This window comes from Brevibacterium sp. FAM 27836 (assembly GCF_051351055.1).
In the GTDB taxonomy this organism is placed as follows: domain Bacteria; phylum Actinomycetota; class Actinomycetes; order Actinomycetales; family Brevibacteriaceae; genus Brevibacterium.
Map to the genome: position 1 here is coordinate 2,093,030 of NZ_CP195711.1, position 16,407 is coordinate 2,109,436.

Sequence of the window (16,407 nt, forward strand, 5' to 3'; positions counted from 1 at the left end):
TTCATAGTGAAAAAAGACAGAACACTTGTAGGATCAAAGTCACTGGCGACGTAGTTGATCAATCGGGAGACTCCATCGATGCACACCACGAGACTTGCTCCGAACGAGGCCGCAAATGCTGCGGATGGCCTTCAGAATCGTTTTTTGAAGGGGTCTTCGGACGCCAGCAGGAAATTGGCCGCCTTGAAACGTGCACGATCGCAGTGGAACGACGCCGAGAACGACTTGTCTGGATCCGCCGCGCGTACACGATCTGTTCTCAATGCGCACGCGACGCTCGCCGAAGATCTCAAATTTTGGCTACAAGAGAGGCTGTCGGGATCCGATCGGGCATGGTCCGTCCTGACGAAGCTTCATCAGGACGGAAACATACAACCCCTTGAGGTGCCTTACAGACAGAGCGGGCAAGGCGGCATCGATTTCGACTTCTCCAGGATCGACCAGTTGAAGGATGACATCGTCCTGCTCCGTCGAAATCTTGACTTGGCTCGAATTTTCACCGGTGGCGTAAGCCGACGTCTCACGCTCAGCCTTTCATCGTTCGAGGGTGCCCGATTGCACTGCATCGCTATGGCACACGAAACCGCGGAGATGCTCGCTTCGGAGATGGGGCACTTCGACGCTGTCACAAATGAAAACCTTTCGAAGTACCGAGCGCAATTGGCGGCTATCGGCGCAGAACTCAGCAACGAGGTCGACGACGTCCACGGATCTTTTCAGACAGTGATCCGGTCAGTCGGTCCTGGAGCAGTCGGATCTTGGGAAGATGCGGAGCTGCAGAAATGGGAACCACCGGAAAGCGTCGTCCCTCAACACATAGCTCAACTGCGGTATGACAATCCGGAGTTGTCGGAGATCACCAGAACTTCCTTGCAAGTGCCCCTTCTCAAAGACATCAGGAAACTGGGCAATGTTCTTCACCCCTATTCGGGAAAGGCGACTGACCGAGAAGCGTTGGACGCAGTCGTTCGGAACTTCCTCGCTCGAACTATGTGCTCATTTCCTCCGAAGAATCTCAGGGTCGGTGTGATCGACCCGCTGGGCATGGGAAACGCTGTCTCACGATTCATTCGATTGGGCGATTACAATCCGGAGCTCATCTCGGGCAAGGTACGCAGCAATACTGAGTCAATCAAAGACCTGCTCAATACGTTGACTGCACATATCGAAGTCGTGGTGCAGAAGTATCTTCGTGGGACATACCGCTCTTTGGCTGAATACAACGACGACGCAGGCGAGGTTGCCGAGGCTTACCGGCTCTTGATCGTGCAGGACTTCCCTAAGCTGTTCGACGACGACATGCTCCACCAACTGCAGAGGATCATCGAGCATGGACCGAAATGCGGAATATTCACCCTTGTGACCGCTAACACCGATTCGGACGCAGATGACTTTCGCCGTATCGATATCAGCCATTTGCCACGGGATTCTATGGCTGTCACAAACGCGGATTTTGCGCCTGGCTCTGCCTCTCAACTCGGCGACTCGGCGTGGCTGACGGAACTGAGCAACGATCCGATCAGCGAGCTCGGCGAAGAGTATGGAGGCACTGTAATCGACCAGATCGTCGACAAGATTGGTTCGAGCTCCAGGACCCTCGACATCGATACTGCGATCGAAAAGACATTTTCCAAATTCAGCGAAGTAGTTGCAGGAGGCACGAAGTCGGAACTGAGACCGGATTTGAAGGTCCCTGATCTGAGCGACTCTGAAACTTGGTGGCAGAACCGTACGAGTGAGAATGTGGTCGCTCCATTCGGCCGGTCAGGAGCTACGGAAGTCGCTACTCTCCGGCTTGATTCAGGTAATCTCACTGGAGCACTGATCGTTGGCCGCCCTGGATCTGGAAAGTCGACGCTGATCCACACGGTTCTGGCGGGCCTGACAACTATGTATGGGCCAGACGAACTGGAGCTGTATCTCCTCGATTTCAAAGAAGGCGTTGAATTTGCCGACTACGCGGAGCACGGGTTGCCACATGCTTCTTGCATAGCGGTGGAGAGCGAACGCGAGTTGGGAATGAACGTTCTCCAGTCACTTGAGCATGAGCTCAAGCACCGAGCGGACACTTTCAAAGCCACCAAGGTACAGAACATCGGCGGTTATCGCGCCATCGGTCATGAGATGACGAGAATCGTGGTGTTTTTTGACGAATTCCAAGTGCTCTTCAATGATGATGACCGGATTGGACAAGCTGCCGCCAAGTCTTTGGACCAGATCATCAAGCAAGGACGCAGCCACGGAATCCATATAGTTTTGAGCTCCCAGACTCTGAGCGGCATGATCGCAATCAACAAGCAATCCCTCCAACTGCTCAACGTGAGGGTGCTGCTGCCCAGCTCCACAGAAGATGCGATGACTGTGATGGACGATCACAACCCTGCACACCGACTCATCTCGTCGCGAGGTGAAGGAATCCTCAATAACGAGTCGGGGCGCGAGTCTGCCAACGTTCATTTCAAGGGGGCATACGAGGACGCGACTGTCCGGAAAAACAGGCTGGACGTTATGAGAGCCAAGGCCGAAGATGAAGGATTCACTCGAAAGCCCCGCATCTTCGAAAGCGGTACGCAAGCCCACTTGGAAGAGGCCGAAATGGGCCGTTTCACACCTGGCTCGACCGAGGATCCGCAGAGCCAAAGCAAGCCTGTCGTTCTTCGTCCCGGAGACGCTTTCTCACTCCACTCCGACTACTACGTCGAGCTGAAACGGGAAGCCGGCAGCAACATCATTCACGTCGACCGCAATGTCTCGCACCAGCTTGTCGGAACGTTGACTGCTCTGTGGCTTTCTGCGCGGGCGTCGAATCCGTTCATGACGCACGAGATCATCGCCTTCTCTCACATTCTTCCCGCTCTTCAGCAGGTCATCAACGGGCTCGTCGATCAAGGAGTCGCAACGCAGTATTCGAGCAAGAATGCCGAAAGCGCGCTAGCATCCGTAGCCGCAGAGATCGACAGACGGCAAGAAGAACAGGACTTCTCCTCCGCCCCCATCCTTCTCACGCTCTATGGACTCCAGAAGGCCCGTGACCTCGACCCCAACAGCTTTTCCACTTCGATGAGCTTTGATGACGAACCAAGCGTCTCCTTGCACGAGCTGATCGAAAGAATCGCATCTGAAGGGCCAGAAGTCGGAGTGCATATCGTCGCAACAGTGGATACGGCTCAAGGACTTGAGAAGAGGCTCAGCCGCAAGGTTCAACACGAATTCTCCTTTCGGCTCATCGGCGCAATGTCGAACGAAGACATCGGCCAACTCACATCGGCGACCGTTCGTGTCCGTCCTGACCAAGGACAGATGCTTTACTACGACCTCGATACCGGAGAAACGAAGAAGTATCTTCCGTACGTACTGAACGATACGGACTGGGTGGCGAAAGCCCTGACTCTAGGAGAAACGATATGAGCGACCGTGTCCACGCCAATGCCCCCGAACTCGAGGCCTTCTCACGACGGCTCCGCAGCAACGGCGAGAACGTCGTCAAACTCGCCAAGGAACTCGAGTACACGCTTCGCACGATCGACTGGAATGATCGGGTCAAAGACCGCATTGATCACGATGTCCATGACGCGACTCTTGGACTGAAGAAGTTGGCCGAGAGTCTGTTTGACCATTCTCGCGAAGTCGATGCCAAGTCCCGGCAACTCAGGGACTTCCTTGGGCGATGAGTTCTGAGAAAGTCAGCTCCAGCCATGGAGCCTTGAGCTCGCTGTCGACGAGTTTGCTGGCATTCCGATCCGGATTCGACTATTCGGCCCGCAATGTTGATCGCTCTCTGCAGTCAAGTGCACACGATGCCGATCAAGCAGTGTCGGGTCGTCGGAGAGATCTCGATGCCGCTGTCGGCGACCGAGTGAAGGCACAAGCTCGTTTATATTCAGCGGAATCCGAGTTGTCCGCGGCAGAGAGCGAACTCGCCGACGCTCTCGATGAGGACCCGCGTTACAGTGGGAATTCTGTGGGATTTGCTCGAACACGGGTGGCGAGAGCGGAGAGCGAGCTTCGCGCCGCGTCCGAGAATCTCCGGGAGGCAGAGGAACGAGAACGCGAGACACGTCGGCTGTTGGAGCGAAGTGAAAACGCACGACGGCGGATTCATTCGGCGCTCGATGAGTATCGCCAATCATTCAGCAGCGCGAGAGCCGCTGAGACGGCCATCGCCACGGCGGCTTTGACGAAACTGTCTATTCTCAAGGGAGTTCTCGGCGCCTATCTGAGCAGTTCTTCTTCGAAGTCTTCAGCATTTCGGTCGGGTTCGACTGGAGTGTCTTCAGTGCCGTCTGCAATGTCAGGTGGTGTCTTAACCGATTCGGATGCCGGGCCCGACTGGAGCGCCTACCTGTTGAGACCAGACACTTCACAGATTCAAGTCGCACCGCTTGATCAAAGTCTGCTCGAAGTCCTAGACGCAGGAGCACTCAAAACGAGCGAGTCCGAAACAGCCGCCTTTGACATGCTCATCAAGCGCTGGGACAAGGGAGGGGCCGCGATGTTCAGGCGCAATCCGTCTTTGGAAAACTTCAGGGCTCGAGATGCACGTGAGGGGCTGAGCGGCACAGATTCGTACGAGGCAATGTTCGACCTGATCACAGCCGACCCTGTCACCGTCAACCCGATTACGGGAGCCGTTCGGTCTGGCCACCTGCTGCTCCGAGCCTTGGTGAACGCAGGAGCTGACATGATTCCGATGCGGTTCGAAGGCGTCGATAGTGATGATTGAGGACACGGCTCTTACGTTGAGGAAGTCGATGCGCGATATCAAGCTCAATTGGAACGACTCACAGGCGGACAAAGTCGAGTCAGAATTGATCGTGCCTCTGATCGCGAACGCCATGAGATTGAGTCAGCAAGCCGATGATGCGCTCGCAACAGTTGCCCGCGCACGAGAAGAACTGTAGAGGAAGTATATGAATCTCCCTGAATTCGGCCTCCCCGAACGGCTTAATGTCCCGCCTTTCGGCGAGCAGCAGTCTCGGTTGGGGCGGCAGATCCTCCTCGGTGTGAAAGTGGCCGCGATACTCTTCGTTGTCTGGTTGATCATCTTCGGGATCACCTCTTGCATGAACGCGATCAACGACATGATGAGCCTGCCGACCGGCGGAGGTGTGGAATCCCCAATCCGCGTTGAAGCTACATCTCTTGAATCACTGCCCGGGCAGGATCTCCACTGAATCGGTGCGGAAGCGTTCGAGCTTTTCCGGGTCGATCGAGACGCCGAAGCCGACGCCGGTGGGGACGTCGACCTTGCCGTCGTACATGACGATCTCCTCGGTGATGTCCTCGCGGAAGAAGCGGTTCGAACCGGAGATGTCGCCGGGCAGGGTGAAGCCCGGCAGAGAGGCCAGGGCCGCGTTCGCCGCCCGCCCCAGACCGGTTTCGACCATTCCGCCGTGCCACACGGCGACACCGTGAGCGGCGGCGAGATCATGGATCTTCTTCGCTTCGATGAACCCGCCGACCCGTCCGGGTTTGATGTTGATCACCGAGGTGGCTCCGAGCATGATCGCGTCGGCGGCCGCCTCGGCGGAGACGATGGACTCGTCGAGGCACATCGGGGTGTCCATGAGCTTCGCGAGTTCAGCATGCTGCCGGATGTCGGCCTCGCCGAGGGGCTGTTCGATGAGCAGGAGCCCGAATTCGTCGAGGCGGCGCAGGTGGGCGGCATCGACGAGGGTGTAGGCGGCGTTCGCATCGACCTGGAATCCGAAGTCATCGCCGAAGGCCCTGCGCACAGCGGCCACCGGGGCGATATCCTTGCCGGGCTTGATCTTCAGCTTGATCCGGGCGTAGCCCTCTTCGAGGTAGCCGCCGATGACGTCGACGGTCTCCTCGACGGAATCCTGAATGCCGACCGACACACCCGAGGGCACCGAGTCGACGACCCCGCCGAGGTACTCCTTGAACGACTGGTCGTTGAGTTTGAGCTGGGCTTCGATGACAGCCATCTCGAGAGCCGACTTCGCCATCGGATGACCGATGACATGACGCAGATGCCATGACACCGTCTCCGCGGTGAGGTCCTCGACGTCGAAGAGCAGCGGGGCCAACCAGCGACGAGTGACGTCGATGCCGGCGGCCACGTATTCGGAGGAGTAGAGCGGGGAGATCATCGCCACGGATTCGCCCCAGCCGGTGATCTCACCCTTGGCCGTGTCGAACACCGCTTCGACGAGGTAGCAGTCCTTCTCAGTCTCCCGCATGAACGAGGTCTCGAACGGTGTCACGAGCGGAATCGAGACCTGGTGAAGGGTGACTGACTTGAGTTTCATGTGCCGGGCTCCTAAAGCGCAACTCTGCGGGTGGGTCTTCGCCTCCACCTTATGCCAGGCTCTGGAGCGGTGGTGCGGCGGTTGATAGTGTGAGCGAAAGTCGTCCTGTCGGCAAGGGGGCCATCGTCATGAAAGACCACCTGAGGACGCTCACCGCGCGCAGACAATCGTGGTTCGGGCTCAAACTGCCCGTGAAGAAGGCGCTCGCCCAGCCGATGCTCCACCCCCTGCTGCGCACTGTCGCGCCGCGGCTCAGAGGTGTGAAGATCGGCCGTCTGCCCGCTCCGATCGAACTCACCGAGGTGCGCGGACGTGCCGGTGGAACCGACTTCATCCTCGTCGAGCCCTTTCGCTGCGAGATCGCCAAGGAGTTCTACTGGGGGCGCGGCCGACGCACCGAACCCGAAGACGCCTTTGCTCTTGACCTCATGGTTGCTCTCAGCGCCGACGCCGAGGCGTTCCTCGACATCGGCGCCTACACCGGGGTGTTCACGATGGCCGTCCTCGCCGCGAATCCGCGGGCCCGCGCCCATGCCATCGAGATCATCCCCGCAGTGGTGGCGGGGATGGAGAAGAACATCGCCCGCAACGGACTGAGCGACCGTGTCACCGTCCACCCCACAGGGGTCGGCAGTCCCGACACCTGGATGAAGGTGCCCCTCGGTGACGGGGGATCGGCCCTGCCGTCGTTCTACTCCGCCGACATGAGCTTCGACTCCGACGCCGAGGTGCGCTTCACCTCCCTCGACGCACTCCTGCCCGATCTGCTCGAGGAGACGCACAGGGCGGGCGTGGGCGAAGACTTGACGGTGACCATGAAGGTCGACGTCGAAGGCGGTGAGAACGATGTCTTCGCCCACGGGCAGGAATTCCTCGCCGCCTTGCGCCCGGACATCCTCTGCGAAGTCCTCGACGACCGAGCGAAACCACGGGAGCTCATGCGCCACCTCGGCGGGCACGGCTACCACTACTACCTCGTCGGGGAGGACCGGCTGTTTGCCCGGAAGACGATCCGGCCGGACCCGCAGCTGCGTGACTGGCTGTTCACATCGAAGTCGCCCGAGCAGATGCGCTCGGCCGGTTACCCCGTCGACTGAACGCACCGGTCCCATCGCCCGGACGCGGCCGGCGGGCACCCGCGACAAGGTCCGGCCGGTGCCGCGACACGGGCCTACCGGCACTCATGACAAGAGTCGGCCGGCCTCTCGCGCAGTCGTGCGCGCGGCGTCGACTCAGCCCTTGAGCTGATCGGCGATGAGAGCCGCGAGGAGTGCGGTGCGGGGTGCGATCTCGTCGATGACGGCGTGCTCATGCTCGGCATGCGCCCCATCGCCGACGGCACCGAGACCATCGAGCGTGGGAATGCCGTCACCGGCGGTGAAGTTCCCATCCGAGGCCCCACCCACGGACACGCCCTCCGGTGTGCGAAGCCCGAGCTCGGCCGCCAGAGAGGTGGCGCGGTCGAACAGCGCCGCCGACTGCTCGGGTTCGAACGGCGGCCGGTTGATCCCGCCGAGCACCTCGGTCGACGAGCCGTCCACCTGCGGGTTCGCAGCCAACTCGCGGATCTGCGCATCGACGCGTTCGAGTTCTGCCGCGGTTCGGGCGCGCACATCGATGTCCACCCGCGCCTCGGCGGGCACCGTATTCGACGTCGTTCCAGCACTGATCACGGTCGGGACCACCGTCGTCCCGGCTGAAGCGTCGGCGAGATCGGCCACGAGCGGCAGGGTCAGGGCCAGGGCCATCCCCGCGTTGATCCCCTTCTCCGGTTCGAGTCCGGCATGCGAGGCCCTGCCCGAGAACTTCAGTACGTAGTTGCTCGTGCCCTTGCGTTCGAGTTTGAGCGCACCATTCGCGCTCGCCTCCATGACGAACACGGCCCGTGCTTCGGCCGCCTCGGCGCGGATGAGCTCCGACGACGTCAGCGAACCGATCTCCTCATCGCCGGTGATGAGGATCGACAGGCCCTCCAGCGCGCCCTCGCCGAGGAGGTCACGCAGGATCGCGGTCGCGTGCACGCTCATGACCGCCCCGGTGAGCATGTCGAAGCTGCCGGGCCCCCGCAGAATCCCGTCGGCGGTGGAGAAGGGGATGCGCTCGAGCGTGCCGTGCGGCCACACTGTGTCCTGGTGGTTGAGCAGGACGACGCGTGCCGGACCGGTGCCGAAACGCAGCCGCAGGTGGGCGGTGCCCTCGACCTCGAGCAGCTCCGCCTCGGCGCCGAGGCGGTCGCGCAGCAGTGCGGCGAAATCCCGTGCCCCGGTGGCCACGGCCTCCTTGTCGCTCGAAGGAGTCTCAATCGAGATCACACGTTCGATGTCGGCGAGGATGTCGGGCAGACGGTGGTCCGCCTGAGCGACGAGTTCAGTGGGCTGGAATCCGGATGCAGGGGTCGAAGTCATAGCTCGATTCTACGGAGAGCCCGTTGTCGCTTTCGGCGGTGTCCGGATGGTGTGACCGGGGTCGACCTGCGCCGTGACCGCTCCCTGACCGCATCGTGACTGAACGCCGAGGCACATCACCGCCCACAAACCCCGCCGACTGTGGTTTGCTAGTTCCATGGGTGAGGCAGTCAGCTCGAAGCGGTATACGCCGGAAGAACGCACACTGTATCGGGAGAAGCTTGCAGAGAATCTCGAGCTCTTCGATACCTACCTTCGTCATGCGGATTTCAAATCGGCGGGCACGATCGGGCTCGAACTCGAGCTCAACCTCGTCGACGGTGAGAACCAGCCGAGCCTGCGCAACAAGGACGTGCTCGATCGCCTCGACGACGACTATCAGTCAGAGATCGGCGCTTTCAACCTCGAGCTCAACCACCCGGTGCTGCAGGTGGCCGGGCGGGGGCTGAAGACCCTCGAGGCCGGTGTCGCCCACCGTCTGGAGAAGGCGCAGAAGGCCGCTGAGGCGGAGGGACTGAGCATCGTGTCGATCGGGACCCTGCCGACGCTGACCACGCAGTTCCTCAGCGACGAGAGGTGGATGACCGAAGAGAACCGCTACGAAGCGCTGAGCAACTCGGTCATCGATGCGCGCGGCGAGTATGTGCGCATCGAACTCGGCCGGGACGAACGGTACAGGGCGGAGTTCGCCGATATCGCCCCCGAATCCTCATGCACTTCGATGCAGCTGCACCTGCAGGTGGCCCCGAACCGGTTCGCCGATGCGTGGAACGCCTCGCAGGCGATCGCCGCGGCGCAGGTGGCCATGGGCGCGAACTCCCCGCTGTTCGTCGGTCGCAAGCTGTGGCACGAATCCCGGATCCCCGTATTCTCCCAGTCCATCGACACCCGCACTCCCGAGCTGGTCAACCAGGGGGTGCGCCCACGCGTGTGGTTCGGCGAACGGTGGATCACCAGCGTGTTCGACCTCTTCGAGGAGAACGTCCGCTACTTCCCGCCGCTGCTGCCCGAGATCAAGGACTTCGTCGAGTTCCGGGCCGCGGATGCCCCGAAGCTCTTCGAACTCAACCTGCACAACGGTACGGTGTGGCGGTGGAACCGGCCGATCTACAACTCCGGTGACAACGGCGCCCACATCCGAGTCGAGAACCGTCTGCTGCCGGCCGGTCCGACCCCGGTCGACATGGTGGCCGACGCCGCTTTCTACTACGGACTCGCCGAATTCCTCGTCGGAGAGAACCGCCCAGTGTGGTCGCGGATGTCGTTCGCCGAGGCGGAGGAGAACTTCTTCGCCTGCGCCAAGGACGGCATCGAGGCACGTGTGACCTGGCCGAAGATCGGGCGCATCGGCGTCGCCGACCTCGTCACCGATGTGCTCGCACCCCAGGCCAGGCGCGGTCTGTCACGACTGAACATCGACAATGACGTCATCGACGAATACATGTCGATCATCGAGGGCCGCGCCGAGAGTCGCATCAACGGTGCGACCTGGCAGCTGCGCATGCTCGACCGACTGGCGCCGGGCAGCGCCCCGGGGTCGACCGAGCGCAGCGAGGGACTGAAGGCGATGATGGACGCCTACTTGGCCAACCAGGCGACGGGAGCCCCGGTCCACACCTGGGACATCCCCGACTGAGGGCGCTTTCTGCCGAGAAATGGTCGCAATCGGACACTCTGCGCCAAATGTAGGTCGCAATCGGATACTTCTGGCGCTTCGAAGTATCCGATTGCGACCTATTTTCTGAGCCTGAACTCGAAATCGCGCGACCGCAGCCTCAGAGGCGTTCGATCTCGACGAAGACGACGTCGGCGCTGCCTCCGGGATTCGAGACCTCGTGTTCGGAGCCGGCGGGGCGGGTGTAGGAGATGCCGGCCTCGAGCTCGGCGCGGATCTCGGTGCCGTCGGAGTTGCGCACAAGCATCGTGTCGGTGACCATCGGCACCACGACGTACTCGTACTCATGTCTGTGCATCGGAATGACGCCGTCGGGCCTGATCGTCCACTTCGTCACCCGGAACACGCCGTTGTCGAGCTGGACCTCTCCTGCCGAACCGGTGTCTGCTGCGGAGCTGTCTGCGGTCATTGCGATCTCCTTCGATGCGTGAGCGGATGCCTGAACGGACGTGATTACGCCACTGTATCGCCCGGCAGCCCGCACTTCGGCGACTCGCCCCGAACCGATCCACCCGGGCTAGCATGAGGGGTATGCGATACCCGCGTGAGAAGAAGTGAGATGATGACTGCCCGCACCCCCGCCGAGGCGGCCCCCACCACCCCCGCTCCCGCCGCGTCCGTTCCTGCCGCCTCCGCCCGATCGGGGCTCGTCCGCCCCTTCGCTGCGATGGGCATCGTCGCCACGGTCGGACAGATGCAGCGTGCCGGGCGTGACACGATCGCCATGTGCCTGGGCGAACCGACTCAGGGCGCGCCGAGCCCCGTGCTCGCGCGTGCCGCCGAAGTCGCCCGCGACGGCACCGGCCTCGGCTACTCGCCGATCTTCGGCATCCCCGAACTCCGGGAGGCCATCGCCGGTCACTACCGAGACTGGTACGGATTGGACATCGCACCAGAACGCATCGCTGTGACAACCGGGTCCTCGGGCGCTTTCCAGACGACATTCCTCACCTGCTTCGACGTCGGCGATCGAGTGGCTCTGGCCCGGCCCGGCTACGGGGCATACAAGAACATCCTCACCGCGCTCGGCTGCGAGGTCGTCGAACTCGACTGCGGTGCGGACGAGGGATTCCAACCCAGCGTCGAGCTGCTCGCCGCCGCCCACGCCGAGGCTCCGCTCAAGGGCCTCATGCTCGCCTCACCGGCGAATCCGACAGGGACGATGATCGGTGCCGAAGCGCTCGGGAAGCTCATGGACTGGTGCCGCGAGCACGGGGTGCAGGTGATCTCCGACGAGATCTACCACGGCATCACCTACATCGGCACCCGCGGCGAGACCGCCCTGGCCCATGACGACAATGCGATCGTCATCTCCTCGTTCTCCAAGTACTGGGGCATGACCGGGTGGCGTCTGGGCTGGGCGATCCTGCCCGAAGCCCTGATCTCACCCGCGCAGAACGTGACCGGAAACCTTTCGCTGTGTGCCCCGGTGCCAGCCCAGTACGCCGCGGTCGCAGGATTCACCGAAGAATCGTATGCCGAATGCGAGGCCGCCGTGGCCTCTTTCGCCGGTGCCCGCGAGCACGTCCTGAGCGCACGGTCCGACCTCGGCTTCGGTGAGATGGCCCCGCCCGACGGAGCGTTCTACATGTACGCCCGCATCGACGAGATCCTCGACCGGGCCGGTCTCGACACCGCCGGTCAGTGGTGTGGTCAGGTGCTCGAAGCCACCGGCGTCGCGCTGGCCCCGGGAGACGATTTCGACACAGTCAACGGCCCCCGCTCGGTGCGTCTGTCCTTGGCCGTCGGTGCCGAGAGGACCGCCGAGGCCATCGACCGCATCCTCGACTTCATGGGATGAGCTCCGCCGAGGTGAACCGGGGAGCTCAGACCCCCGCCCCACGGGCGCTGCCGACCCTGGGCATCATCATCGCCGCCGTGCTGCTGGGCTCAGCGGGTCTGTTCGTCATCCTCGCCGAGGCGACCGCCCCCACCGCGGCCTTCCTCCGCTGCTGGATCGCCGTCGTCGTCCTCGCGCCGCTGGCCGTCCTCGAGGTCCGCAGGCACGGGAAGGTGCCGCCTAAGGCGCTGCTCATCGCCGGAGTCTCCGGTGCCGCACTGGGACTGGACTACGTCCTCTGGGCCCAAAGCGTGCTCGACGCCGGACTCGGCGTGTCCACCGTGCTCATCAGCGTGCAGGTCATCGTCTTCCCCGCGCTCGTGTGGATCTTCGGAGGAAGCCGGCCCGGATGGCTGTTCATCGGCTGTGTGCCGCTCATGATCATCGGCATGCTGCTCACCGGAGGCGTCTTCGGTGTCGACGGAGCCGCGGCGAATCCGACCAGGGGCGCGATCTTCGGAGTGCTGTCCGGTGTGCTCTACGGCGTCTACATCTTCGGCATCCACCACAGCCGGAAGGTCGCGCCGAAGTTCGTCGTCGCTCCCGTTGAGATCGGCACCATCGCCGCGGGAGTGATGACGGCCGTCGCCGGACTCGCCCTGGGCGGCCTCGACTTCGATCTCGGGTGGGACGGCTGGGCGTGGATGCTCGCGCTCGCCGTCTGCGGCCAGGCTCTGTCGTGGGTGCTGCTGAGCATCTCGAGCCCGTTGGTGCCTGTGCCGACGACCGCGGCGCTCATGCTGCTGCAGCCGCTGTCGGCTGTTGTGCTCGGCTCGCTCATCGCCGGGGAACGGCTGCAGCCGGGGCAATGGGTGGGCGCGGTGCTCGTCGCCGCCATCGTCTGGGTCGTCGGTGGAGGACCGGAAGCGCTGACGAAGAGACGCCGGCGCTGAGCGGAGTTCAGTGCTCGTGCGCCTCGATCGTGTGGGCGATGGCGTCGATGATGATGTGGGCGACGTGGTCGTCCTTGAGCGAATAGTAGGCTTCGCGTCCGATGCGGTTGACGCCGACGAGGTGGAGGCCGCGGAGGAATTTCAGGTGCTGGGAGACCAGCGGCTGGGACAGGCCGGTCGATTCGACGATGTGCGTCACCGTCGCCTCACCGTGGGTGAGGACGAGCAGCATCTTCAGCCGTGAGGGTGTGGCGAGGGCCTTGAACAGGTCGGCGGTTTCGGTGATGGCTTCGAGGTTGTCCTCGGGATTGAGCAGCAGCTGCTCGACCTCGTCGTTGACGGGAACGGAATCGGGAATGGACGCCATGAGTGCAGATTACCGGACAAGCGGCCCGGCCACCCGATATGCGGACCGCGACAGGGCCGACAGGGTCGTACTCGGTGTGAGGGGCGGTGTCAGTCGAGGGCTTCGACGTCGTTCTGCGAACCGAGGAGATCATCGGCCAGAGACTCCCACTGTTCGTAGGCGTCGGGGAGGGCGGAACGCTGCACGGACTGGGCCGCCTCGGTCGGCGACATCATGTGCCAGCCGTCGATCTGGTCGAGTCCGGGGTTCTCGACCTCCGGATTGACGCCGTAGAACGCCTTCGCGGCGTAGACGGGATCGGTGAGCTGTTCGGGTTCGCCCCAGCCCTGGGACGGTCGCTGCTGGAACAGGCCGACGGAATCGCGATCCCCGGCGTCGAGGTTACGCAGCGAGGACTCCTGCAGCGCGGTCATCAGGGCGATGCGGATCGCCTGGTCGTCGAAGTCGGCACCGCGGCCGACGCCGATGATGAGGCGGGCATTGTCGATCTGCTGTTCATTGAGTTGGCCGACGGACGCCATCTGCATCTGCCTGATCTTCGTGGACCCGAACGAAACGGGGGAGTTGACGATGATGACGGCGGCGACGACGAGGGCCATCACTGCCGCTCCGAGCCCAATCAGGGCACCAGTAAGCACGGACCGGCGGCCCTTGCGAGATGATGTCAGACGAGGCATGTATATAACAATAGTGCAACAAACTTAAGGCTGCATGAGTCCAGGCCGAGCTGTTTGTCACAGTGAGGTCACGGTGACGGGCCATTCGGTGGGCGGCGATGCCTGAAGGCGCGGTCGGGTGAGGACCGAAGTCACGAGGAGGAGTCCGGAGCGGTCGCCGTTGCGTCCGGACGCGGACGAGAATACCCGAAATGAGTCTCGAACGCTTGACCTTGACACGATGTGAAGGTCTTCACTGAAGGGACAGGAGGTGGAGACCATGACCGTTCCACACGACAATCGCCGAACACATCAGACCGACGACCGGCTCGTCGAGGCACTGGGCGGTCCGCACTCGCAGCAGCGTCTGCAGGCCGCCATGGAAGCGGGCACCCGCGCCGATCCCGAATACCTCGAGGTCCTCATCGACCGGTGCCGCATCGAACCGGACTTCTTCGTCCGCGACATGCTCACCTGGGCGCTGACCAGGCTGCCGGCAGACGACACCGTCCCGCGCCTCATCGCCGAACTCGACTCCGACAGGCCGCAGGCGATCAGCCAGTCCCTGCACACGCTGTCGAAGATCGGTGACGCCCGCGCGTGGCCGGCCATGGATCCGTCCCGAATCGGTCGCCGTCTCATCGCCCACCCCGACACCGAGGTGGCCCGCAGTGCGTGGCGATCCGCCGTCGCTCTGGTGCCCGGTGAAGACCGACAGGATCTCACATCGGCCCTGGTGACGCAGCTGGGGCGAGGGGATGTCGAGATGCAGAAGAGCCTCAGCCGGGCGATCGTGGCCCTCGGTGAGGATCTCGTGTCAGTGGTCGATGAGAGGCTTCAAGCAGAGGACGACACAGTGCGGGCTCACGCCATGGCGACCCGGGACATGTTCGATGACCCGGATGCCGGCTTCGCCCACGCCTTGGACGCAGCCAAGCGAGTGGTCGCACTGGGGTCCGAGGCTTCGGTCTAGGCCGGTCTCAGGGAAGTGCCGGCCGATCCGGTGTCGTCGAGTGGGGCAAGCTCGACGACACCGGACCGGAGGCTCGGACTCCTTCCTCCGAGGGGTTCCTCCAAGCGAGCACCTCCGAAACGGGTCCTGAACGCGCGCCGAAGCTACGCGGATGAACCTATAGTGACAAACGAAGCGAGGTGGATATGCGCATCGGCGAGGTGGCCAGGCGCTCCGGCGTCAGCGCGCGGATGCTGCGGCACTACGAATCCATCGGTCTGCTCGAGCCCAGTGAGCGGACATCCGCCGGATACCGCGAGTATTCGGATGCCGACATCGGACGGATCTTCCACATCGAGGGCCTGCGCCGACTCGGCATGAGTCTTGCCGAGGTCCGAGAGGTGCTCGACGATCCGAGCTTCGACACGACGCGGCTGCTCGGCGACCTCATCGCCAAGACGCGCGAACGCATCGATGCCGAAGAGCGCCTGCTCGCGCACCTCGAGCGCACCGACCGGCTCGGCCGAACCGATCCCGAGGCGCTGCTGTGGACCATCGATCTCATGCGCTCTCTCGAATCCGCCGATGTCATCCAACGCCACAAGGCCGCCCTGGGCGGAGGGATCGACGGCAGCGTGCCGATCGAAGCGCTCTCCTCGGCCGTCCTCGACGAACCCGCACCCAATGCGGCCGGAGCCATGCGATGGGCCCTCGCTCAGGCAGGTTCCGCCGCCGTTTCGCCGCTCTTGACCGGAGTCGACGATCCGTCCGCCGCTGTGAGGATCCGGGCGATTCGAGCACTCGATGAGATCCGCCGCACGACCGGGCGTGAGGAACTCGGCGAGGAGGCGGTCGAGGAGATCCGTGACGCCCTGCGGTCGCGTCTCGATGATGAGGACGACGAGGTGAGAGGACTCTGCGCCTTCGCGCTGGCCGGACTCGATGACACGGCGGCGATCCCCGAACTGCTGACGATCGCGATGAATGGTCCTCGAGACATCGACGCCGCCGAGGCGCTCGCCGGATTCGTCGTCGCCGGCTCGACGGCTTCCGCCGATATCATGGCCGAGCTGCACCGGGCTGCCCGGTCACATCGGCCGAACGAGCGTTTCCGTGCCCTGCAGGTCCTCATCGAGATCGCCGATGAACCGGTCGGCCAGGTCCAGCCGGACCATGACATGGCGAAGCCGCATCGGAAGCAGGTGACAGAGCTGCTCGCACAGCTGGCCGAGGACGATGATCGACAGGTGGCCGCGACGGCCGCCGCGGAGCTGAGGCGACGGACGGGCCGCCTCGGCGAGGGGAATTCGGGTTCTCCGCATTCCGGCGGGTGAAACCGATTGTCTA

16 protein-coding genes are annotated in these 16,407 nt (G+C 62.9%); 11 read left to right on the forward strand and 5 right to left on the reverse strand.

Features of this window, described 5'->3' with window-relative positions; translation table 11 throughout:
- Positions 1-78: 78 nt before the first annotated feature.
- The 5 genes from ACSE4D_RS09450 to ACSE4D_RS09470 are packed head-to-tail and all read left to right on the forward strand — an operon-like array spanning position 79 to position 5,174.
- Positions 79-3,408: an FtsK/SpoIIIE domain-containing protein gene (locus ACSE4D_RS09450; RefSeq protein WP_135541579.1), complete on the forward strand. Its 3,330-nt coding sequence runs from the start codon at positions 79-81 to the stop codon at positions 3,406-3,408.
- Positions 3,405-3,671: a hypothetical protein gene (locus ACSE4D_RS09455; RefSeq protein ID WP_135541577.1), complete on the forward strand. Its 267-nt coding sequence runs from the start codon at positions 3,405-3,407 to the stop codon at positions 3,669-3,671. Before ACSE4D_RS09450 ends, ACSE4D_RS09455 begins: the two co-directional genes overlap by 4 nt.
- Before the next feature lie 32 nt (positions 3,672-3,703).
- Positions 3,704-4,723 (forward strand): hypothetical protein, encoded by a 1,020-nt coding sequence (locus ACSE4D_RS09460; protein WP_135541575.1) that lies wholly within the window; start codon positions 3,704-3,706, stop codon positions 4,721-4,723.
- A gap of 28 nt (positions 4,724-4,751) precedes the next feature.
- Positions 4,752-4,901, forward strand: a complete 150-nt coding sequence (locus ACSE4D_RS09465) for a hypothetical protein (RefSeq protein ID WP_167854468.1) — start codon at positions 4,752-4,754, stop codon at positions 4,899-4,901.
- Between the two features lie 9 nt (positions 4,902-4,910).
- Positions 4,911-5,174, forward strand: a complete 264-nt coding sequence (locus ACSE4D_RS09470; protein ID WP_135541573.1) for a hypothetical protein — start codon at positions 4,911-4,913, stop codon at positions 5,172-5,174.
- Here the strand turns inward: ACSE4D_RS09470 and menC are convergent.
- Positions 5,148-6,272: an o-succinylbenzoate synthase gene (gene menC, locus ACSE4D_RS09475; RefSeq protein ID WP_425119030.1), complete on the reverse strand. Its 1,125-nt coding sequence runs from the start codon at positions 6,270-6,272 to the stop codon at positions 5,148-5,150. The two genes, ACSE4D_RS09470 and menC, sit on opposite strands and share 27 nt — an antisense overlap.
- A 128-nt stretch (positions 6,273-6,400) precedes the next feature.
- Between menC and ACSE4D_RS09480 the strand changes: the two genes are divergently transcribed.
- Positions 6,401-7,369, forward strand: a complete 969-nt coding sequence (locus ACSE4D_RS09480) for an FkbM family methyltransferase (RefSeq protein WP_425119029.1) — start codon at positions 6,401-6,403, stop codon at positions 7,367-7,369.
- Positions 7,370-7,504: 135 nt separating this feature from the next.
- Here ACSE4D_RS09480 and ACSE4D_RS09485 read toward each other — a convergent pair whose 3' ends face one another.
- Positions 7,505-8,677: a M20 family metallopeptidase gene (locus ACSE4D_RS09485; protein WP_135541567.1), complete on the reverse strand. Its 1,173-nt coding sequence runs from the start codon at positions 8,675-8,677 to the stop codon at positions 7,505-7,507.
- Positions 8,678-8,834: 157 nt separating this feature from the next.
- Here ACSE4D_RS09485 and ACSE4D_RS09490 point away from each other — a divergent pair, with 157 nt between their 5' ends.
- On the forward strand, positions 8,835-10,313 hold the full coding sequence (locus ACSE4D_RS09490; protein WP_135541565.1) for a glutamate--cysteine ligase: 1,479 nt from the start codon (positions 8,835-8,837) through the stop codon (positions 10,311-10,313).
- 139 nt (positions 10,314-10,452) lie between these two features.
- Here the strand turns inward: ACSE4D_RS09490 and ACSE4D_RS09495 are convergent, their stop codons facing one another.
- Positions 10,453-10,761 carry a cupin gene (locus ACSE4D_RS09495; protein WP_096161862.1) on the reverse strand — a complete coding sequence of 103 codons (309 nt, stop codon included), beginning with the start codon at positions 10,759-10,761 and terminating at the stop codon, positions 10,453-10,455.
- 153 nt (positions 10,762-10,914) lie between these two features.
- Here ACSE4D_RS09495 and ACSE4D_RS09500 point away from each other — a divergent pair, with 153 nt between their 5' ends.
- Positions 10,915-12,153, forward strand: coding sequence for a pyridoxal phosphate-dependent aminotransferase (locus ACSE4D_RS09500; protein WP_096161896.1), 1,239 nt, complete (start codon positions 10,915-10,917; stop codon positions 12,151-12,153).
- Positions 12,150-13,085 (forward strand): DMT family transporter, encoded by a 936-nt coding sequence (locus tag ACSE4D_RS09505; protein WP_096161861.1) that lies wholly within the window; start codon positions 12,150-12,152, stop codon positions 13,083-13,085. The genes ACSE4D_RS09500 and ACSE4D_RS09505 overlap by 4 nt, the downstream gene beginning before the upstream one ends.
- Before the next feature lie 7 nt (positions 13,086-13,092).
- On the opposite strand, the gene ACSE4D_RS09510 is transcribed toward ACSE4D_RS09505, so the two are convergent.
- Complete coding sequence (locus ACSE4D_RS09510) at positions 13,093-13,452, reverse strand: ArsR/SmtB family transcription factor (RefSeq protein WP_096161860.1); 360 nt, start codon at positions 13,450-13,452, stop codon at positions 13,093-13,095.
- 89 nt (positions 13,453-13,541) lie between these two features.
- Positions 13,542-14,129 (reverse strand): peptidoglycan-binding protein, encoded by a 588-nt coding sequence (locus ACSE4D_RS09515; protein WP_240520268.1) that lies wholly within the window; start codon positions 14,127-14,129, stop codon positions 13,542-13,544.
- A 259-nt stretch (positions 14,130-14,388) separates the two neighbouring features.
- Between ACSE4D_RS09515 and ACSE4D_RS09520 the strand changes: the two genes are divergently transcribed.
- Together ACSE4D_RS09520 and ACSE4D_RS09525 are read left to right on the forward strand one after the other, a co-directional pair.
- Complete coding sequence (locus ACSE4D_RS09520; RefSeq protein WP_096161858.1) at positions 14,389-15,081, forward strand: HEAT repeat domain-containing protein; 693 nt, start codon at positions 14,389-14,391, stop codon at positions 15,079-15,081.
- 185 nt (positions 15,082-15,266) lie between these two features.
- Complete coding sequence (locus ACSE4D_RS09525) at positions 15,267-16,394, forward strand: MerR family transcriptional regulator (RefSeq protein ID WP_096161857.1); 1,128 nt, start codon at positions 15,267-15,269, stop codon at positions 16,392-16,394.
- Positions 16,395-16,407: the final 13 nt, after the last annotated feature.